Genomic DNA, 19,673 nt, shown 5'->3' on the forward strand with positions numbered 1-19,673 from the left:
TCATCCTACTTTGAAAATCTCTTTAAGGCACTTTTTCTAAAATACTCCTCTGAGATTTTTGTGTCATACTCAACCTCTTCTAAAAATATCTCAGTGTATCTGCCCTCAACATCGCTTGATTGAACTCTCCAGTATGTCGGAATGTAGTAGTTACCTACTTTTTTTACATTTTCATATATAAAATACCTTACCTCTTTGCCCTCTTCATCATAAAATATATCTTTAGAGGATGTGTAACTCTTTGTATCTATATTTAGCACTATTTTTCCCCAAACAACAGGGGCATTCTCTTTTGGTAAAAGCTCGATTGTCACGAGGCTTCCCTCTTTTTTTATGATTTTTGGCTCATAATCCTCTACTATTGAGCTCTGCTTGACTATATCATCGTTTGTTATATCGCTTCCCATCCATTTTTGAAGCATCATGGAGGATGGTATCTTTATAATCCTCTCTATTTTTGGTACATATTGCCACATCTGTCCATCAAGGCTTAAGAAGGTAATCCCCTTATCCTTTGGCGGGTAGGTAATTTTTACAAAACTCTTTTTTGTTCCCTCTGAGTAACTCTGCATCTTCATGCTTCTCTCATGCCCCATAAAGAGTATCTTCATCTCTAACTTCATATAGATACTTTTGCCTCTGAAGTTCTCATCAAGTTTTTTAATTATCTCTCTCGCCTCATCAGCCATAAGGTTTAACATTGATATAAAAATTATTAGAATTATTTTGCTCATACTCGATTTTACTATTAATTCTCTTCGGTATAAATTATTAGACTCTCCAAGTAACTAATCGCTAACATTTTTGTAATATAATTAAGTATGAAAAAAAGAATACTACTTTTAGAAGATGATCTCCTACTAGGTCAAACGCTTGTTGAGCTTTTGAGGTCTAACGGCTACTCCGTTATGCTCGTAAAACGCGGCGATGAGCTGCTTGATGCTACATATGAAGGTAGTTTTGATTTATATATTTTTGATATAAACGTTCCTGACATGAATGGTCTTGAGCTTCTAAAATCTCTTAGAGGTGCGCAAGATGACACCCCTACCGTATTTATAAGTGCTTTAGTAGATTTAGACTCTATCTCTAAGGCTTTTTCTATCGGTGCAGAGGATTATATAAAAAAACCGTTTTTTCCCCAAGAGCTTCTAATTAGAGTTAACGCAAAACTAGGAGATAAGAACTCTACAATCAAATATAGAGATTTGGAGTATGACCCTAAAACAAAAACTCTAAAAAGATTTGCAAAAACATTAGCTCTTGGAGAGGTTCAAGAGCAGCTCTTTAGCCTCTTTATAAGAAATATCGGGCAGGTTATTACCCAAGAGAGGCTTCTTGAGTGTTTAGAGAAACCCTCCTCATCCGCACTTAGAGTTGCAATTACAAAACTCAAACAGACAACCGGACTAAATATAAAAAATCTACGCTCCATAGGGTATATAGTTGAGTAGAGCGGAGTTTGAATCATTTATAAAAAGTTTTGCACTCTTTTTTGGCTCTCTTGGCATCTTAATAGCAACTCTTTTTTACATAAACTACACAAAGGAGATTCAAACTCTTGATGAACAGCTCTTCTCAAAGATGAGGCTATGTAGTTTTGATTTAAAGTGTGAGGAGTTTGAGATAGACTTTATAGAGCCAAAAGAGGAGAAACTATATACACTCTATAAAGATAAGAGCGGTCTTAATAGCTACTACCCTATCCCAAACTCTCAAAAATATATTATGCACCTCAATTTCAGTGCGCACAACTATGATATAGCACTAAAAACTCTCCAAAAAAAGGCGCTTTATAACTTTTTGGCAATCCTTGGAATTGTTTTTTTGCTCTCTATATTATTCTCAATATATGCACTTTATCCTCTTAGAAATGCACTGCTTTTGACACAGGAGTTTATTAAAGATATACTTCATGATTTTAACACTCCACTCTCCTCCCTTAGGCTAAATAGTGCGATGTTAAAAAGCGAGATAGGAGAAAGCGAGAAGTTAAAAAGAATTGAGATGAGCATTGAAAATATACTAAATTTACAACGACATCTTCGCTCATATCTACAAAATCACATACAAAAAAAAGAGAGAATTGATTTAAAAAACATCATACAATCAGATGTTTACATACTAGAGAAAAGCTATCCGGATGTCGAGTTTAAAATCACTCTAAAAGATGTATATATCTATAGCGATAGAGATGCTTTTTTACGTATTATAGATAATCTTTTAACAAATGCCGCAAAATATAATAGATCCGGCGGTATTGTAAAAATAAGCTATGATACGAAAAATAGTATCTTACATGTAACAGACACAGGTAGAGGTATAAAAAATACAAAACAGGTTTTTGATAGATTTTATAAAGAGCAAGAGAGAGGACTTGGAATCGGTCTTCATATAGTTAAAAAATTATGTAAAGAGTTGGACATAGAGATAAGCCTAAGCAGTGAGATTGGAGTCGGAAGTAACTTCTCTCTTAATCTCTCTAAGCTTATACTTAGATAATGCTTTACTTATAAAAGAGTAATGATTATGCGCGATACTTTTACTATCTAAACAGAAGGATTTAAAATGAAAACAGCAAGATTAGGTGTACTTCTTATGCTACTTACTAGCTTATGCATGGCCGAAGTTGATGTAGATGCTCAAATAGAAGCTCTAAAGACAGCAACACCGCAAGAGAGAGTTGAACTTATGAATAAGTTTAAAACTACTCTCTCAACTCTAAGCCAAGAGGAGAGAACAGCTGCTATAGAGAAGTTTATATCAAATAGTGAAGCAGACTCTACGCAACTCAAAACAAGAGAGAGATCTCAGGTAAAACAGATGGATGAGACTATGCAAAGACAAGAGAGCCAAAGAATGAATCAAAACCAAATAGGCTCGCAGTTTATGCAGCAAAACAAAAACAGTGCTCCCGATGCAGGCAGCACACCAAATAGGTTTATGAAGAAGAGATAGACCTTAAAATAAAAATACCACAAAAGGGAACAGATGCTTAAAAAAGCGCTAATATTTTTAACAACGGCTTTGCTTAGTCTCCAAGCCTACAGCGACTATGACATGGATGGTGTAGAGGATAGTGTAGATAGATGTCCTAACACCCCTTTTAACGAACTAGTAGATATATATGGATGTACTATAAAAAAAGCGTGGAGTGAAGAGCATTTTAGCATAATATATGGTATTGGTTTTTCAGAAGCCGATTATGCGACAAATAGAAATGTAGATACTTTCTCGCAAACTCTACAGGTGGATTACTACTACGAAGAGTTCTCTCTTCAAGCAAGCACTTCGTACTACAACTCAGATGATGATAGCGGAATGAACGACTCATTTTTAGGTGCATACTACACACTCTCTATCTTTGAGAGAGTCTCTTTGAGGCTAGGTGGAGGTGTTATCCTCCCAACCTATGATACAGGGTTTAATAACAACAATATGGATGTTGTAGCCTCTGCTAATTTTAGCTATACGGCAGAAGATATAAATCTATTTGGAGGATATAGCTACACAGTTCTCAACGACGACGATATTGCAGGAGTAGTCTCATACCAAAACACAAACTCATATAGCGGCGGTGCAGGATTTTATCCTTTAAATGCTCTATATATAAGCAGTTACTACACAAATAGTGAAAGTATATATAAAGATACAGAAAATATTGAAACACTAACTCTATACACCTTTTACTCTATTGATAAAAACTGGTTCACAACTTTTAGTTACACATATGGATTAAGCGATACGGCAGGAGATAACGCTGTTGAACTCCGTTTAGGGTACTACTTTTAAAAGAGTAGCGTCTCCTCTGCATTTACTTCCGTCTCTACACGAGGTGGTCTTGACTTATCGCTAAAGAACTCTTTTTTTCCCTTTATGTTAACTTCCATTATTCCCGTAGGCTTTTCAAACTCTCTTTGAATCTGAGGATAGAGCTTTAACACACTCTTGTAAAACATAGCAAATGCCGGTGCGGCAATCTTTCCGCCTGTCTCTCTTTTATGCATTGGCGTATTATCGTCATTTCCAAACCATACAACAGTCTCTATAGTAGGAGAGTAGCCGCTAAACCAACCATCTATATTGTTATTTGTAGTTCCTGTCTTTCCAGCTAGCTCTATGCCTTTTACGTTTGCTCTTCTTCCTGTTCCGCTTTTTATAACATCTTGAAGAATTGTAGTCATTATATAGGCTTGAGTCTCCTCTGTTATAAAACGGGTTCGCTCCGTCTTCTCATAAACGGTAGTAGAGCCTTTTTCAATATAACGAACAATATTTGGCTCAACCTGAATACCGCCATTTGCAAAAGAGGTGTAGTATTTTGCAAGCTCTAAAGGAGAGAGCGTGATACTCCCTAGAGCAATTGAGAGATCAGGAGGAAGATTGGCAATGCCGAACTTTCTAAACTCCTTTAAAAGTGCACTCAACCCAATCTCGTTTACAAGGTTTATTGTTGCCAAGTTTCTTGAGTGAACAAGTGCTTCTCTAAGAGTTAAAATACCCTTGTAGTTTTTTTCGTAATTTTTCGGCTGCCACTTAAGCTCCTCGCCATCTTTCTCGTATGTGTATGTTCTGGCAATATCTATAAGTTCCGTAGCTCCCGAATAACCCAAATCTATAGCAACTTGATATATAAAGGGTTTAAATGCCGATCCTGGCTGGCGACGTCCTTGTGTAGCCCTGTTGTATGGGCTTTTTTGATAATCGACACTTCCGACAAGTGCTAAAATATCTCCAGTTTTTGAGTCAAGTGATACAAGCGCACCGTTTAAAAGGGATATATCCGTGCTCTGCTCTAGCTCTTGGTCTGCTTGCAACCTTCGCTTCTCTCTAGCTTCATACCCCTCAATTCTTTTTACAGACATATCATACGCTTTTTTGAGTGACTCCCTTGCTGCTTCTTGAAGTCTCATATCTATTGTAGTATATATCTCATATCCGCCGCTTTTTATATCATCTATACCAAACTCGCTTGCTCTTCTTAACACTTCATCTACTATAAAAGGTGCGCTATTTTGTGTAAGCGTGTCATCAAAGACTTGCGGATTTTCAAGAAGAGCATCATTATATGTATCCTCATCTATCCACCCAAGGGCATACATCCTAGCTATCACACGATTTGCTCTACCCATTGAAATTTCATAATTTTTTGTAGGCGCGTATGTACTTGGCGCTTTTGGCAGACCCACAAGTATTGCCATCTCTTTTAAAGTCAAGTCATGAAGTTTTTTACGAAAATAGCCATCAGCCGCCGTTTTAATTCCATAATACCCATGCCCGAAATATATCTCATTTAGATACCTCTCTAAAATCTCCTCTTTGCTTAAAACCATCTCAAGCTTTAGTGCATAGATGACCTCTTTTATCTTTCTTGAAATCTTTTTATCTCTAGTTAAGAGTTTGTTTTTTACAAGTTGTTGCGTGATAGTACTCGCACCTTCCACAAGCTTTCCTGCTTTTATATCTTTAATGATTGCTCTAAAAATCGCATCTATGTTTATGCCGGGATGTTCAAAAAAAGTTGTATCTTCTATAGCTAGAAGTGCTTCTATTACTCTTGGAGGGATTTCACTAAAAGAGGCATAGTATCTATGTTTATCTTCAAAAATATTTGCAATTTTTTCACCGTTTTTATCATAAAACCGTGTCGTTAGAGATGGCTTGTACTCTTTTAGGGATGATATATCATAATCTTCTACCGTCAAAAAATAGCCAAGAAGCAAAAAAGGAGTTAATAGCCCAAGGAAAAAAAGTGTAAAAAATATATTTTTAACCATTTTCATACTCTAAAACTCCTATTTGCAAAATTTGCACCGATTAAAACTTTTGTATACTCATCAAGCGGATTTTTTAAAACATCTTCCATATTTCCACTCTCTATAACTTTCCCATTTTTTATAACACAGATATCTTCGCATAAAATTTTAGCAGAATTCATGTCATGTGTAACAAAAAGCATTTTAAAACCAAACTCTGCCTGCAACGCTTTTAAAAGATTCAAAATCATGGTTCTGTTTGCCGGATCAAGCGCTGTTGTAGGTTCATCAAGCAAAATAAGTCTTGGGTCATGACTTAGTGCCATAGCAATGACAACTCTTTGAAGCTGTCCACCTGAGAGCTCCGGTGCAAACCTCTCCAAAAGAGAGAGATCTAATCCAACCTGCTCAAAGAGCTTCTCAACCTTGCTCATTGGTATAAAAAACTGTTTTTTTATCTTTGTAAGCGGAGATAGTGCGGTAAACGGGTTTTGAGGAACAAATGCCAAACTCTCTCCCGCAATCAAATCAAAACTGCTGTCATGCTCTAACTCACACCTCATGGTGTCTGGGAGCATTCCAAGCAGGGCTTTAATAGTTAAACTTTTGCCGCTTCCGCTCTGCCCGACAAGTGCTAAAGAAGAAGAGATTTTAAATGCGATATCGACTAAATTTTTCTCTTGGATTGTTATTTGCAGTTTTGATATATTCATTATTTTATTTTAGCTAAATTTATACACAACTCTCTTAACATATCGCAACTCTCGCCTCTTCTTGCTATCAAACGAATGATAGCACGCTCAACTGTCGGCTGTCTTATAGCGCCCACTGCAAACCCAAGGTTTTTAAGCTCATTGCGAATCTCTACTGCCCTTTTATTATCATTTATGAGCATTGGGACTATCAAGCCATCTACTTTAATTCCAAGCTCCTCATAAACAATCTTCTGTCGCTCTTTTATCTCACTCTTTAAAAGCTCTCTGTTTTGCAAAATATATTTAAGAGCATTATGCGCTAGAAGTGTGTCGTAAAGAGAGAGAGCAGTTGCATAAATAATTGGCTTTGCTCGATTAATTAGATACTCAACTATATGTGAAGATGCGAGTATAAAAGCACCAAAACTACCATAAGCTTTGCCGAGTGTTCCCATCTTAATATAATTTGATTTTATGCCAACCCTATAGTGGTCAAAAACCCCCATAAGGTTTTCTCCTACTACTCCGCTGCTGTGAGCCTCATCTACTATCAAAATAGCATCATATCTATCGCAAATATCAAAGATTTCTCTATCTACCAAATCGCCATCCATGGAGTAGATTCCCTCAACTGCCACTACTTTGCGCTTTGCACCGGATGATTTTAACAACTCCTCTAGCTCTTGCATGTTGTTATGAGAAAAAAATTTTACATCTACGCTCTTTATGTTTGAGGCAAGCACCCCTGAAGCATGATACTTCTCATCCATAAAAAGAGTATCGCCGCGTCTAACAAGAGCCTCAACTAGAGCTATATTTGCATTAAATCCGCTTCCTAAAATCACTCCATCTTCAAAACCGTTTGCCTCGCAAAGTGCAGACTCAAAATCTTTATGAATTTTATGATATCCGTTTACTAGAAGTGAGGCCTTTGCGCTATGAAGCGCCATCTCTGAGAGCCTTTGGCATGTAAGAGTGTGTAGCTCTTTATTGTGTGCAAGACCGAGGTAGTCGTTTGAAGCAAAATCTAAAAGAGTCTCATCATAGAGCTCTCTTTGTCTATATCTTTTAGATTTTTTAAGCGCTTTTAGTTCACTTTCATACTGCATTATCTAACCATGACCTTGTCTCTACCGGCATCTTTAGCGCTGTAGAGTGCTTCATCTGCTCTTTTAAAAAGATGCTCTAACTCTTCCCCTTTAGCAAACTCTACAACCCCAAAACTCATAGTAATAGGAACTATCTTTTTATGCATCCTTACCATCATTCTTAATTTTTCGGCTATTTTATATGCACTTGCTCTATCTGTATGCGGAAGTATAAGCGTAAACTCCTCTCCCCCAATTCTACAAAAAATATCGCCGTTTCTTAAGTGTGAACTTATTAACCTCGTGTACTCAACAAGAACATCATCTCCAATGTCATGACCATAGCTGTCATTTATCTTCTTAAAATAGTCTATATCAAAAACAATAAGTGAAAGCGGATAAAAATAGCGGTTTGCATTTGAGCTCTCCTTCTTTATCTGCTCATTATAGTAGTACCTGTTTCTTATCTTTGTAAGAGGGTCTGTTATGTTTGTATGCTCTAACTCTTTTTGGTAGATTTTCTCTTTTGTAATATCTGAGAAAATTGCGCTGTAATGATTATCTTTAGGAGAGATAAGGGAGATGCTAACCCTAAAGTAGTAGAGGTTTGATCCGCTACGAATCTTTACCTGATTATCTTTAGGATTTTGAATCACATACTCAATCCAGTTTACTCCATCCATATTTTTATAAACATATCCATCTTTTTGCACAAAAAAATCAGATATTGACTCATGCTCTCTCTTAAACTCTTCAAGCGTGCTATATTTGTTGAAATATTTAAAAAAAGTCTTGTTTACCTCAATAATGCTCTTCTTATCTACCACCATAACGATATTTGACGAGGAGTCTATAATGTTTTTGTAGTACATTTTCTGCTTATCGTTTTTTTCATGGATGTAGTTACCCACTATCACGGCAATTATCATAACAATGATTAGCGCAATAGTAAGCCACTTATATATAAAAAAATCAAAATCATTCTTTGAAATCTCTAATATATGCTTAGAGTCCTCAATAAAGTCAACATGAAGCCAACCACCAGAGAGCATTGTTACGATAACAACTATTCCGACTAAAGAGAATCCGCTAGATTTTAAGATATGAGATCCTTTTTTGATATATTTTAACAATATTATTCTTTATTTATTAGAAAAACTGATAATAAATCTACATTTAACCCCATTGCGGTACTTTCATACCCTTTTACTTCCCTAATATACTCTTTGCAAAACCCTTCAACCATGCAAGCTCCTGCTTTACCTCGCCAATCCCCGCTCTTTAAATATCTCTCTACTTCATCAAAGTCAAAATCATTAAAGAGGTATTTAGTCTCAGAGATATCTATAATCTTCATCTCACATGATTGATATATCATGCATGTAATTATACTTGTCTGGCTTCCACTTTGAGTAAAGAGAATATTTCGCGCATCTTCAATGCATCTTGCTTTTCTAAGAATCTGTCCACTTGAGGCAACGACTGTATCGGCAACTAAAAGCGGATAATCTTTATATCCAAAAGCTCTTATATTTGCTTCAAATTTTCCAATAGTTGCCTGATATACAAAATTTTTAGCTGAGGAGGCAACTATACTATCTTCATCAAAATCTACACTCTGTTGAATAAATTCTATACCCGCATCTCTAAGTAGTTTTGCACGGGTTTGTGAAGAAGATGCAAGTCTTATCATTACAGACTACTTGAGAGATATGTCCCTAAAAATACAGCGATGATGCCAAGAGTGATATTTAGAGGAACCATAAATTTTCCGATAAGTTCTATCTGAGCTTTAGCGCCTACCATATTGCCCTCATTTAACATTTTTTCGCCTCTGTTTCTTCTTAAAATCATAACTATTAAATTGATAAACATAATACTCCAGATACCCTCTTTTGCATGAGAGAGTGCAGAGAAGTGAGTCTCGTTTAATCCGTAACCTTTTATCATAAAAACTGCGGTTACTATAAGTATAACGACAAATGGAAGCACTATGTAAAAAAGTCTCTTTAGAGCGTGCGCTATACGCTCAAGTCTCTTCTGCGGAGACTCGATTTCTAAAAAAGAGTAGTGCGCGGCGTAACGCATAGCTATCATGCCCCCTACCCATACTACTGCGCTTATTACATGTAAGAAGACTATTAGTGTTTTGTACTCTAAAAATATATCCTGCATTATCCAAGTACCTCTGCTATATATGCTTTTGCTTTTGCTTTTGCCTCTGCAATTTTAGTTATATCTTTTCCGCCGGCTTGTGCAAAATCAGCTCTTCCGCCGCCCCCGCCGCCAAGAATAGGAGCGATATTTTTTATCCAATCCCCTGCTTTTGCATCTGCACCTTTAACACCTGCAGCCATTAAAACTTTATCGCCTTTTACTTGAAAGAGCATTGCACACAATTTTTCATTTTGGTTTTTTAGCTCGTCTATCTTCTCTTTAATATCTCCGCCGCTAAACTCATCTACAACAACACTAACACCGTTAATATTCTCGATTTTCATCTCTACTTGTATGCTGTTTTGAGCCTCATGAAGTTCACTCTTTAGCTCAGAGATAGTTGACTTTAGTCTTGAGATTCCAGCCATAGCATCTAAATTTTTTACCTCAGTTTGAATCTCTTTAATCAGTGCTCTATTATCAACGAAGTGCTCATACGCCGCATATCCGCAAACTGCTTCAATTCTACGCACGCCTGCACTTACGCCGCTCTCTTTTGTAATAATAAACGAGCCGATTGATGCGGTGTTGTCCACATGCACTCCGCCACAAAACTCAATACTTGCATCGCCGAAGCTAACGACTCTTACCTCCTCGCCGTACTTCTCTCCAAACTGAGCCTTAGCGCCTGATTTTTTAGCATCTTCTATGCTCATAACCTCTGTTTGAGCTCCAATTCCACGCATAATCTGCTCATTGACTCGTCTTTCTATCTCAAGGAGCTCTTCATGAGAGATAGCTTTTGGATGAGAAAAGTCAAAGCGAAGTCTATCCGCTTCAACAAGTGAGCCTGCCTGAGAGATATGCTCTCCCAGTACATCAAAAAGTACCGCATGAAGCAAGTGAGTTGCAGAGTGGTGCTTAGTTATCTCGCCTCTTGAGATATCTACAACTGCTTCAACCTCATCTGAGACTTTTAGCTCTTTAGTAAGTGAGATTTGAGAAAAGTTTAAACCAAAGAAACTTTTTGTATCTTCTACTTTTGCATAACCGACAATCTCTCCCCTGTCTCCACACTGTCCGCCGGACTCTGCATAAAAAGGTGTCGTCTCTAATAATACCCAACCCTTTGAGCCTGAGGGGAGGATATCGGCATGATGGTACTGCTCATCAAGAAGTGCCAAAACTCTGCTTTTTTGCTCTGTTTTCTCATACCCGACAAAGCTATTCTCGCCAAACTTCTCTAAAAGCTCTTTAAAATCACCTTGAACAGCTTCATCTCCGCTACCCTTCCACGCAGCTTTAGCACGGTTTCTTTGTTCGCGCATAAGCTCTTCAAACTTAGCCGAATCTAGTTTTAGATTTTTCTCTCTTAGCATATCTTCGGTCAAATCGAGCGGGAAACCAAAGGTGTCGTAGAGTTTAAAAGCAACCTCTCCGCTAAATATCTCTTTTGTCTTTTTAAGCTCTTCATTAAAAAGCTCAATTCCAGACTCTATAGTCTTGAAAAATCTTGCCTCTTCAAGCTCTATCTGCTCTTTTACGACCTCTGCTTTTTGAGCCAAGTAATCATATTCCCTGCCCATAATTTCAACAACGGTATCTACAAGCTTATACATAAAAGGCTCACTAAACCCAAGCAGATAACCATGTCTTACTCCACGGCGCAAAATTCTTCTAAGCACATATCCTCTTCCCTCATTTGAGAAGTTTACCCCTTGAGAGAGAAGAAAAAGAGCAGTTCTAATGTGATCTGCTATAACGCGATATGATGCGCCTTCATCATATATATACTCTTTTTGTATAAGCTCTTGGATTTTTTTAATTATGGGCATAAAGAGTGATGAGGAGTAGTTGCTTGTAACATTCTCGCTAATAGCAACTACACGTTCAAGTCCCATACCTGTATCGATTGATGGTTTTGGTAGAGGAGTTAGGGTGCCGTCACTACTTCTCTCATACTGCATAAAGACAAGATTCCATATCTCTAAAAATCTGTCGCCCTCGCCGCCCATGTAATCCTCATCTGAGCTAAAATTCTCAGCGCCCTGATCATAAAAAATTTCACTACAAGGTCCGCATGGTCCGGTATCACCCATCTGCCAGAAGTTGTCTTTATCTCCTAATCTCAGAACTCTTTGAGGTGCAACATGCTTTTGCCAAAGCTTATTGGCTTCATCATCACTCTCATGTACGGTTACCCAAAGCTTCTCTTTTGGAAACTTAAGAACCTCTGTTATAAACTCCCATGCATAATCAATCGCCTCTTCTTTAAAGTAATCGCCAAAACTAAAATTGCCTAGCATCTCAAAGAAGGTGTGATGTCTTGCCGTATAACCGACATTTTCCAAGTCGTTATGTTTTCCGCCTGCACGAATACATGTTTGGCATGAAACAGCTCTTGGATTTTGTGGAGTCGGTATTTCACCGGTAAAAATAGACTTAAAAGGAACCATTCCCGCATTGTTAAAAAGTAGTGTTGCATCATCCGGAACAAGCGGTGAACTAGCTACTCTATCGTGATTTTTTGATTCAAAAAAACTTAAAAACTCTTCTCTAATATCCATTAGTATGTCTCTTAATATAAAATTAGGCGATTATATCTAAAAAAAATACTCTAACTCTTTAAATCAAAACTCTTTTATTTTTTATGGCAGCGAGAACATAGTCCCATACTTGTTTCACTCTGCAGAAGTGATGGAGCATTTGAGACATGCGGATTATGACAACTTATGCAACTTAACTCCTTGCCTTCTCTGGAGGGATCTTTTACATTATGGGTCGGATGCGCTTCTCTCGCAAATGTTTTGACAACATGCACCCCATCAATTTTATCTTTATGACAACCAGTGCAGAGATCCCAAGAAGGCTCTCTTAGATAAAACTCGCTAGGCGATGAGTGTGAATTATGGCATCTGCTACAGCGTCCGGACTCTGCGGGCTCGTGGCTAAATCTTTTTTTGCCCCACTCATCTTTATGTTTTTTATGGCATAAGAAGCAAACTTCCTCTATCGGGTCAGGAACGCTATATTTTGTCTTATCTTTATCTTCTTGGTTTAATACCCCTACCTCGCCGTTATGACAAGAGGTGCAGAGCCAGTTTACCGACGGTGCATGCGAGTGCTTCTCTTGGTTTATACTTTTATGGCACTCATAACAGTTTGATTTTGTAATATCTTCAAATGCTACACCGCTTACTTCATTTACACTCATATCATGACATTTAGCGCAGAGCTTCTCACTCTCTTGGTTATGAAAATATTTTTTACTATATCCTGCCGGCGGGTATTTTAAATGTTTGTCAACTTTTGATCTAAAAAAGAGCTCTCTTGTTTGCTCTTGTATTATTACGTCGTTTTTGTAACCTGCCACCTTTATGCTATTTACTCCCATATAAAGATTTACGCTTTTACAGTAGTGCGTGCGCTCCCCGTTAACCTCAATGCTATATCTCTTATTGGCGTCTGTAGTTATTAAGAGAAAATCGATTTTTTTACTATCAGCCTCAATGACAAATGAAGCAATACCCTCATCACTTATGCCCATAGTTTGCGGACTAAGCACTCTAAACCCTACATCATCCTGCGCAAAAAGCAACAAGGAGCAGAGCAGTAGGGATAGTATATATTTTATGCAGATACAGCTTCTCATCTCGGCGCTCTTTTAGATCTTTTTTTTAGAAAAAACGGCTGATTAGAGGCATGCGGCGTATGACACTCTGTACATAAATCTCCCTCATTAGCACCGCTGCATGCAAAGTTTTGACCAATATGCTTATCTTTGTGGCACTCCAAACATATCAAGTTTACCTCTTTGCGTATAAACATAGGGTAGGCAGAGGAGTGTGGATTGTGACACTTGTCGCAACGTCCATAGTCCAGTGGTTCGTGTCGATATTTTGCACTGCTCCACGTCTCCTTACTCTCCTCGTGACACTCAAAACATGAAGCGTAGGCAGGCTCTTTTGTGAGGTATTTAGAGAGATTCTCTTTGCTCTCTTTGTGACAGCTTGTACATAGCCAGTTTGCCGAAGGGGCATGAGCGTACTTCTCTTTATTTATGCTCTTATGACATCCGTAACAGTTTGATTTTGTAATGTCTTTAAAAGCGACATTTTCTACCTCGTTAACGCTCATATCATGACATTTTGCGCAGAGCTTCTCGCCCTCTTGATTATGAAAATAGGTATGACTATATTTTTTCGGCGGATACCTAAATTGATGATAAAGCTCTGATGAGACATAAACATCTCTTACCTCTTGGGCAACTAAAACACTCTCTTTATAAGCTCTAATGTCAACTCTATTTTCGCCAAACCTCAACTCAATATTTTTACACTCCGTCTTTTTTTTGCTTTTTATATCTATACTTATATCCTCTAAGGGAGTTCTTATTTTAATGGTATCTACTCTTTTTTTATCTACCTCTAAAACAATATTTAGCGTTAACTCTGTTTGAAGATGGTTCTGTTTTGGAGTGAGTATCTGCATAAACTTACCCTCTGCAAAAGCTGCTGTAAAGAATATAGCCAATACTAAAAAAGCTTTTGCAAAGATATAATCAAATCTCACTTTCCTATCCCTTTTGGATTAACTCGGTCATAAGCGAACTCTTTATGACAAGCCGGAGCACAAGAGCCACCCTCAGCGCTCTCAATAAACCTAAGCGGAAACTTTATACCGTTAAAATCAGTATAGTCCCTTATGAGATAGTTGTATTTAGAGGCGTGTTCATCATGACAAGCCCTACATGAACGCCCTTTTCTATCATTTACATGTAGATAGTGTAGATTTACATCTCCATCGCGAAAGGCTGTTATGTTATGCTCGCTTGATTTACTAATATACTGCTTAGTTATTTTCTTCTCCGTATGACACTCAAAACAGAAGAAATCTTTATTCTCCAAATCAGCGTAGAAATTCTTAGTAAAAGATTTTCTAAGCATGCTAAAGTTATCCGAGCCGTGAGGATCATGACAAGCCGAACACCCTCCCTCTTTTTCTACATCTTTTATAGGTTTATGCCAATTTGGATTTTCATCAAGATGCTTTTTCATATTCATAAGCATTCCGCCATCCTCGTCAGACTTTACCTCTTTGTTATGGCAGCTAAGGCACCCTGCAACAGGCTCCTTTTTTAAGAGCTTTTTCTCTTTTGTAGCATGCGGATTGTGGCACTCCAAGCATCTTTTTTCACTTGTATTAACACCGCCATGTTTAAATTTTGAGTGTCTAATCTTCTCTCTTTCATCATCATGACAATCCAAGCATAAATCCATCTTTCCGTCCATATACAAAAGAGATTTATGATCTGCGGTATGCGCATCATGACACTCAAGACAACTCTTCTCAACTATCGGTTTATGTTTAGTTGAAAGGTCCATATCTACAAAGAGTTTTTTAGCTTTTGCACCAAAACTACTTTTTCTATCATGACACTTCATGCATAAATCATTTGTAGATTCGGCTTTTAGAAGCATCCTAACATTTGACTGATGCGGATCATGACAGTCTGTACATCTTCCCTCTTTTACAGGAGTATGGTCAAACTCTTTTGTGTAGCGGGTTTTGTGGCACTCATAACATACATCTTCAATCTCTTTTTGAACAAGCGCTCCGGGCTTTTTGCTGTTTGAGTCATGACAAATTTGACAAGCCCCCATCTTAAAAGGCTGATGTAAAAACTCTTTAAGCGGCTTAAACTTATCGGGCAAATCCTCTAGTTTTACAATCTTTGCCTCTCTTACATTAAGCTTGTTGTGAACCGGCTTCTCTTCACCTCTTATCTCATCTGTTGATATTTGAGGTGGAGCTTTTGAGAGTTGCTCCTTTCTCTTATCTATTAAGCTCTTTATCTCTTTAGAGATTTTTGAAATATTTATATCTTTTAGCTCCTCATCCGTTATGGTTAAATTAACCTCTTCGTACGCAGGTTTTGCATTTTTAAGACTATGTGTAATATTTTGCATTACGACAAATAGGCGACCAAACTTCTCCCCGACATCATACTTTTGAAACATATATACAAAAGCTCCTAGCAGAAGAACTATTATCGCCGTCTTTAAGATATTTTTTTTCAACTAAACGCCTTTTTATTTTTTTTAATCAAAGTCACCTACCGGACAACTCTCTTGCGTCACGGTATCTCTGATAAGTTTTTTTCTATCTGCATGATGAGGATTATGGCACTTATTACAATCAAGCTCCCTTAGTCTCTCATCTACTCTCGCCTTTGGCTCATGACACTTATAGCATAATTCAGAGACGGTGTTTGTTATAATTGCTGCCGGTTTTGAACGTTTTGGAGCGTGACAAACTGCACATGAACCCATACTAAATGGTGAATGTCCATACTTTTTAACGACTCTAAGTGCTTTAGGCAACTCCTCACGGTTAACCTCTTTTGTACTACCCGTATTTGCCTCTATATACTCTACGCTCATCTGCTCCATAGAACGCGGGTCTCCATGAGAAGCATTTGCCATGCTCTTAGCGATATTTACAGAGACATTTCCTAAACGACCAAGTTTTTCTGCAACACCCAGAGTTATAAACAGAATAACAACAAGAACTACGATACCGGCAATCAGTGAGAGTTTGATATATTTTTTTTCCATCATCAATCCCTAATCTTTCATGTTCTCTTGGGCTTCAACCTCAGAAGGTCGCGGCGGAAGATGTCTCTCAAGTTGATAATGTCCTACATGTTTATGACAATCAACACACTTTGCGCTCTCTTTTTTACCGTCATTACCGCTAACTATAAGTTTTTTAGCGAAGTAGGCTTTATGAGCGGTAAATGCTTTTTTATTTGGTCTTGTTCCAAGCAGAAGGTTCTCATGACAGTTAAGACACGCAGAGTCATAGACCCAGTTACGCCTTCCTTCTCTCTTTTCATGCCAATCAATCTTTGAGGTGTCATGCGTAGTCTCTACCCAGACATCCCATAATCCGGTTTTTACCTTCTGTATCATATATCCGGCAGTAGACTCATGCGGCAGATGGCAATCGGCACAAGTTACCATTATCCCGCTATCGCCATATCCACCATGAATACTGTTTCTATATGAGGCAGCCATTGGTTTCATAGAGTGGCAAGCACCGCAAAAATTTACATCTGATGTATGTTTTACTGCAACAACGGTAAAAAAAGATGTCCCCATCCCTATAACAATACCGCCTACTATAAGAGCAACTACAGCCCATACTCCAAAAGAATATTTTCTCTTTTTTTCTATTTTTATATCATCTTTTTGCACTTTTGTCTCTTCCATATTATATATCCTTCTCCTAATTATTAAACTTTTATTATTAATTTAAACTAAATATAGAGCAAAAGAATAAATTTTGTTTAAATGTGACTTTTTTGTGATTGTTTTATACAATAAATAAATAGTTAGTATAACATAGATAGATAATTCTTCTCTTCTTTATAATTATTATTATTTATACAAAACAGAGAAGTTGCGTATCGATTTTTAAGAAATTAATTTACTTACTGCTGATATAATAAGCCCTTACTCAAACAAAGTAATCTAAAAGGGAATCTATGAAAAAAATAGTAGCTATACTTCTTCTAAACTCTTTGCTGATTTTAAACTCAGCCGTTGGGGCAGAGAAGATGGATATGAACAAGAAGGCTTTTATGTCTGTAAAACTAAAAGCTGATAAGGGTGAAGCAAATAGCCAGTTTGCGCTAGGCGGTATGTATTATCAGGGAATCGTGACTAACAAAGATCATGCCATGGCTGCTAAACTGTACCGTAAAGCAGCAGATCAGGGCCATACAAAAGCTATGTACAATCTTGCGGTTATGTATCACAAGGGTGATGGTGTAGAACAAAATGATAAAGAGGCTATCGCTCTGTTTTCAAAAGCCGCTAAGAGCGGTGATCAAAAATCAGCACTTCATTTAGCAGATTTATACTATAAGGGGGATGGCACAAAGCAGGATTATGAAAAAGCATTTCTTTTTTACAAACAAGTTGCCGATGCAGGTTACCCGCTAGCACAAAGCAAAGTCGGCTCTATGCTTAAGCACGGCAGAGGGGTAAAACAAGATATAGAAAAAGCAAAAGAGTATCTGAGTAAGTCTGCAATGCAAAGCTGTGGAGAGGCTCAATATACGCTTGGTAGAATGTATCTTGAAGGTGACGGTGTTGCTAAGGATAAAAAAGAGGCAGAAGAGCTCTTAAAAGAGGCTTATCTAAACGGAAACGAGGAAGCAAAGCTGATTCTAGATCAAGAGCAGTGGAAAGTTGAAATTCCGGATTCGATTCTCCCCGAGGAGTAAAAAATGAGAAAAACTTTACTTATTTTAATCTCAATAGCTACAGTAGCTTCTGCAACACAGCTCTTTGATAAATGTGCTGCTTGTCATGGAAAAAACGGACAAAGACACTCTCAAAATCTAACAAAAAGCATTGCGGGTATGGATAAAAAAGAGATTACCACTATACTTAAAGAGTATAGAGCGGGCACGAGAGACATATATGGGCTCGGGAGTATGATGTGGGGGCAGACAAAACGACTCTCTGATGAAGATATAAAAGAGCTCTCTACCTATATTTCATCTTTTACTCCGGCTGTAGAAGTTGCTACAAAACCTAAATTGACAAAAGATATGACAACCGAAGAGATCTTTCAAAAATGCGCAATATGCCATGGCGACAAGGGTCAAAAGAGGTCACTGGGTGTAAGCAAGCCTATTGCAGGACTAAGCGTAGAAGAGATTGTAAAAGATTTAAAGGAGTATAAAGCAGGTACGAGAGATACTTACGGTCAAGGCGCTATGATGAAGGGGCAGGCTACAAAACTCACTGAGGAGCAGATGAAAGCCGTAGCCATCCTAATAGAAGCTCTCCCTCCTGTTCAGACTCAAGAGCAAAAAGATGCCGAGGAAAAAGCCAAAAAAATAACTCAAGAAGAGATTGACTATAACAATTTTATGGAAGAGTATTTTAGAACAAGCAAAGACCCGAACGAGACTTTTAAAGCAGCAAAAAAAAGATATGAAGAACATAAAAAAATCTTAAAGGAACAAAATGAACAAAATATCAGTAGCAATTAGTGTTGTCGCACTTTTAATGTACGGCTGTAGCGATGATAAGCCAAAAGAACAAGATAGTTCAAAAATAAGCAAGAGCACTGAACAGAGTGCTCCTCAAAGTATGTATGGCGTACCTGCATCAAAACAGCTAGAGGCTAAAACAGCACCTGCTGAGGGTGATGTACAGTTAAATACACCTCATATAGCAAAGACTCTAGAGGTTATAAACGGTGGCGGCTACACTTATGCTAAAGTTGATGAAGGTGGAAATATCTACTGGATAGCAGGTCCACAAACAAACATTAACGAAGGAGTCTCTATCTCATTCTTAGAGCAGATGGTTATGAATGATTTTACAAGCAAGTCACTAAATAAACATTTTGACCAACTAGTATTTGTAAGTGCTATTGTACCTGCGGATGGAAGTGATGCATCATCTACTAACTCATCAACCTTAGAGGATGCGCATGCAAATTATAACCACTCAAAAGAGGCTACAGCAACGCAAGCAGAATCTGACACAACTACTATCTCTGTAGCAAAAAATAGAGATGGGTACACCATAGAAGAGCTATATGCAAAAAAAGACGCTCTTAAAGATAAAAACGTAAAGATAAATGCTCAAGTAGTAAAAATTTCTAAAAATATTATGGGTAAAGATTGGATTCATCTTCAAGATGGCTCCGGAAGTGCCGGAACAAACGATATAATCGCAACAGCAGTAAACTCATCTGTACAAGTAGGAGACACTGTTACTACAAACGGAGTAGTTAAAACAAACGTTGATTTAGGTTACGGTTACAACTTCTCTGTTCTTATAGAGGAGGCTAAATTTACCTCCTTATAAGAGATATAGATTGGACTGTCTTAAAAAGATAGCCCAATTTAGCCTCTACTCCTTTACCGGAAAGTCTTTAAAAAGTTCAGA

Annotated in this window: 20 protein-coding genes; 7 read left to right on the forward strand and 13 right to left on the reverse strand. The window is 37.6% G+C overall.

The window, feature by feature from the left end; translation table 11 throughout:
* Positions 1 to 5: 5 nt before the first annotated feature.
* A complete protein-coding gene (locus M0Q20_RS06965; protein ID WP_295059775.1) occupies positions 6 to 734 on the reverse strand; it encodes an outer membrane lipoprotein-sorting protein in 729 nt (242 codons plus the stop codon).
* 87 nt (positions 735 to 821) lie between these two features.
* Between M0Q20_RS06965 and M0Q20_RS06970 the strand changes: the two genes are divergently transcribed.
* The 4 genes from M0Q20_RS06970 to M0Q20_RS06985 all read left to right on the forward strand — a co-directional run bounded on the left by M0Q20_RS06970 (position 822) and on the right by M0Q20_RS06985 (position 3,792).
* Entirely contained in the window at positions 822 to 1,454 is a 633-nt protein-coding gene (locus M0Q20_RS06970) for a response regulator transcription factor (protein ID WP_295059777.1), read from the forward strand.
* Positions 1,447 to 2,502 carry a HAMP domain-containing sensor histidine kinase gene (locus tag M0Q20_RS06975; RefSeq protein WP_295059778.1) on the forward strand — a complete coding sequence of 352 codons (1,056 nt, stop codon included), beginning with the start codon at positions 1,447 to 1,449 and terminating at the stop codon, positions 2,500 to 2,502. Before M0Q20_RS06970 ends, M0Q20_RS06975 begins: the two co-directional genes overlap by 8 nt.
* 66 nt (positions 2,503 to 2,568) lie before the next feature.
* Complete coding sequence (locus M0Q20_RS06980; RefSeq protein ID WP_295059781.1) at positions 2,569 to 2,958, forward strand: hypothetical protein; 390 nt, start codon at positions 2,569 to 2,571, stop codon at positions 2,956 to 2,958.
* A 33-nt stretch (positions 2,959 to 2,991) separates the two neighbouring features.
* Positions 2,992 to 3,792, forward strand: coding sequence for a DUF3187 domain-containing protein (locus tag M0Q20_RS06985; protein ID WP_295059783.1), 801 nt, complete (start codon positions 2,992 to 2,994; stop codon positions 3,790 to 3,792).
* Here M0Q20_RS06985 and M0Q20_RS06990 read toward each other — a convergent pair.
* From M0Q20_RS06990 to M0Q20_RS07045, 12 genes are all read right to left on the reverse strand, one after another.
* Positions 3,789 to 5,783: a penicillin-binding protein 1A gene (locus tag M0Q20_RS06990; RefSeq protein ID WP_295059785.1), complete on the reverse strand. Its 1,995-nt coding sequence runs from the start codon at positions 5,781 to 5,783 to the stop codon at positions 3,789 to 3,791. The two genes, M0Q20_RS06985 and M0Q20_RS06990, sit on opposite strands and share 4 nt — an antisense overlap.
* On the reverse strand, positions 5,780 to 6,469 hold the full coding sequence (locus M0Q20_RS06995) for an ATP-binding cassette domain-containing protein (protein ID WP_295059787.1): 690 nt from the start codon (positions 6,467 to 6,469) through the stop codon (positions 5,780 to 5,782). The genes M0Q20_RS06990 and M0Q20_RS06995 overlap by 4 nt, the downstream gene beginning before the upstream one ends.
* Positions 6,469 to 7,560 (reverse strand): pyridoxal phosphate-dependent aminotransferase family protein, encoded by a 1,092-nt coding sequence (locus M0Q20_RS07000; protein ID WP_295059789.1) that lies wholly within the window; start codon positions 7,558 to 7,560, stop codon positions 6,469 to 6,471. Before M0Q20_RS07000 ends, M0Q20_RS06995 begins: the two co-directional genes overlap by 1 nt.
* The gene (locus tag M0Q20_RS07005; RefSeq protein ID WP_295059791.1) at positions 7,560 to 8,672 is read right to left on the reverse strand and encodes a diguanylate cyclase; all 1,113 of its coding nucleotides are present in this window, start codon (positions 8,670 to 8,672) and stop codon (positions 7,560 to 7,562) included. Before M0Q20_RS07005 ends, M0Q20_RS07000 begins: the two co-directional genes overlap by 1 nt.
* Before the next feature lie 2 nt (positions 8,673 to 8,674).
* Positions 8,675 to 9,232, reverse strand: coding sequence for a septum formation inhibitor Maf (gene maf / locus M0Q20_RS07010; RefSeq protein WP_295059793.1), 558 nt, complete (start codon positions 9,230 to 9,232; stop codon positions 8,675 to 8,677).
* Positions 9,232 to 9,714, reverse strand: a complete 483-nt coding sequence (locus M0Q20_RS07015) for a hypothetical protein (protein ID WP_295059795.1) — start codon at positions 9,712 to 9,714, stop codon at positions 9,232 to 9,234. The genes maf and M0Q20_RS07015 overlap by 1 nt, the downstream gene beginning before the upstream one ends.
* Positions 9,714 to 12,263 carry an alanine--tRNA ligase gene (gene alaS, locus M0Q20_RS07020; protein WP_295059796.1) on the reverse strand — a complete coding sequence of 850 codons (2,550 nt, stop codon included), beginning with the start codon at positions 12,261 to 12,263 and terminating at the stop codon, positions 9,714 to 9,716. Before alaS ends, M0Q20_RS07015 begins: the two co-directional genes overlap by 1 nt.
* A gap of 74 nt (positions 12,264 to 12,337) precedes the next feature.
* Entirely contained in the window at positions 12,338 to 13,348 is a 1,011-nt protein-coding gene (locus tag M0Q20_RS07025) for a cytochrome c3 family protein (protein WP_295059797.1), read from the reverse strand.
* A complete protein-coding gene (locus M0Q20_RS07030; RefSeq protein ID WP_295059799.1) occupies positions 13,345 to 14,268 on the reverse strand; it encodes a cytochrome c3 family protein in 924 nt (307 codons plus the stop codon). Before M0Q20_RS07030 ends, M0Q20_RS07025 begins: the two co-directional genes overlap by 4 nt.
* Entirely contained in the window at positions 14,265 to 15,776 is a 1,512-nt protein-coding gene (locus tag M0Q20_RS07035) for a cytochrome c3 family protein (RefSeq protein WP_295059801.1), read from the reverse strand. The genes M0Q20_RS07030 and M0Q20_RS07035 overlap by 4 nt, the downstream gene beginning before the upstream one ends.
* A 21-nt stretch (positions 15,777 to 15,797) precedes the next feature.
* Positions 15,798 to 16,313 (reverse strand): cytochrome c3 family protein, encoded by a 516-nt coding sequence (locus M0Q20_RS07040; protein ID WP_295059804.1) that lies wholly within the window; start codon positions 16,311 to 16,313, stop codon positions 15,798 to 15,800.
* 9 nt (positions 16,314 to 16,322) lie between these two features.
* Positions 16,323 to 16,970 (reverse strand): NapC/NirT family cytochrome c, encoded by a 648-nt coding sequence (locus M0Q20_RS07045; RefSeq protein ID WP_295059807.1) that lies wholly within the window; start codon positions 16,968 to 16,970, stop codon positions 16,323 to 16,325.
* Between the two features lie 275 nt (positions 16,971 to 17,245).
* Between M0Q20_RS07045 and M0Q20_RS07050 the strand changes: the two genes are divergently transcribed.
* The 3 genes from M0Q20_RS07050 to M0Q20_RS07060 are packed head-to-tail and all read left to right on the forward strand — an operon-like array spanning position 17,246 to position 19,592.
* A complete protein-coding gene (locus tag M0Q20_RS07050) occupies positions 17,246 to 17,989 on the forward strand; it encodes a tetratricopeptide repeat protein (RefSeq protein ID WP_295059810.1) in 744 nt (247 codons plus the stop codon).
* Positions 17,990 to 17,992: 3 nt separating this feature from the next.
* Positions 17,993 to 18,766, forward strand: coding sequence for a c-type cytochrome (locus tag M0Q20_RS07055; RefSeq protein ID WP_295059813.1), 774 nt, complete (start codon positions 17,993 to 17,995; stop codon positions 18,764 to 18,766).
* The gene (locus tag M0Q20_RS07060; protein ID WP_295059816.1) at positions 18,741 to 19,592 is read left to right on the forward strand and encodes a hypothetical protein; all 852 of its coding nucleotides are present in this window, start codon (positions 18,741 to 18,743) and stop codon (positions 19,590 to 19,592) included. The genes M0Q20_RS07055 and M0Q20_RS07060 overlap by 26 nt, the downstream gene beginning before the upstream one ends.
* The last annotated feature ends 81 nt before the right edge of the window (positions 19,593 to 19,673 follow it).

The organism is Sulfurimonas sp., assembly GCF_023229025.1.
Lineage (GTDB): Bacteria > Campylobacterota > Campylobacteria > Campylobacterales > Sulfurimonadaceae > Sulfurimonas.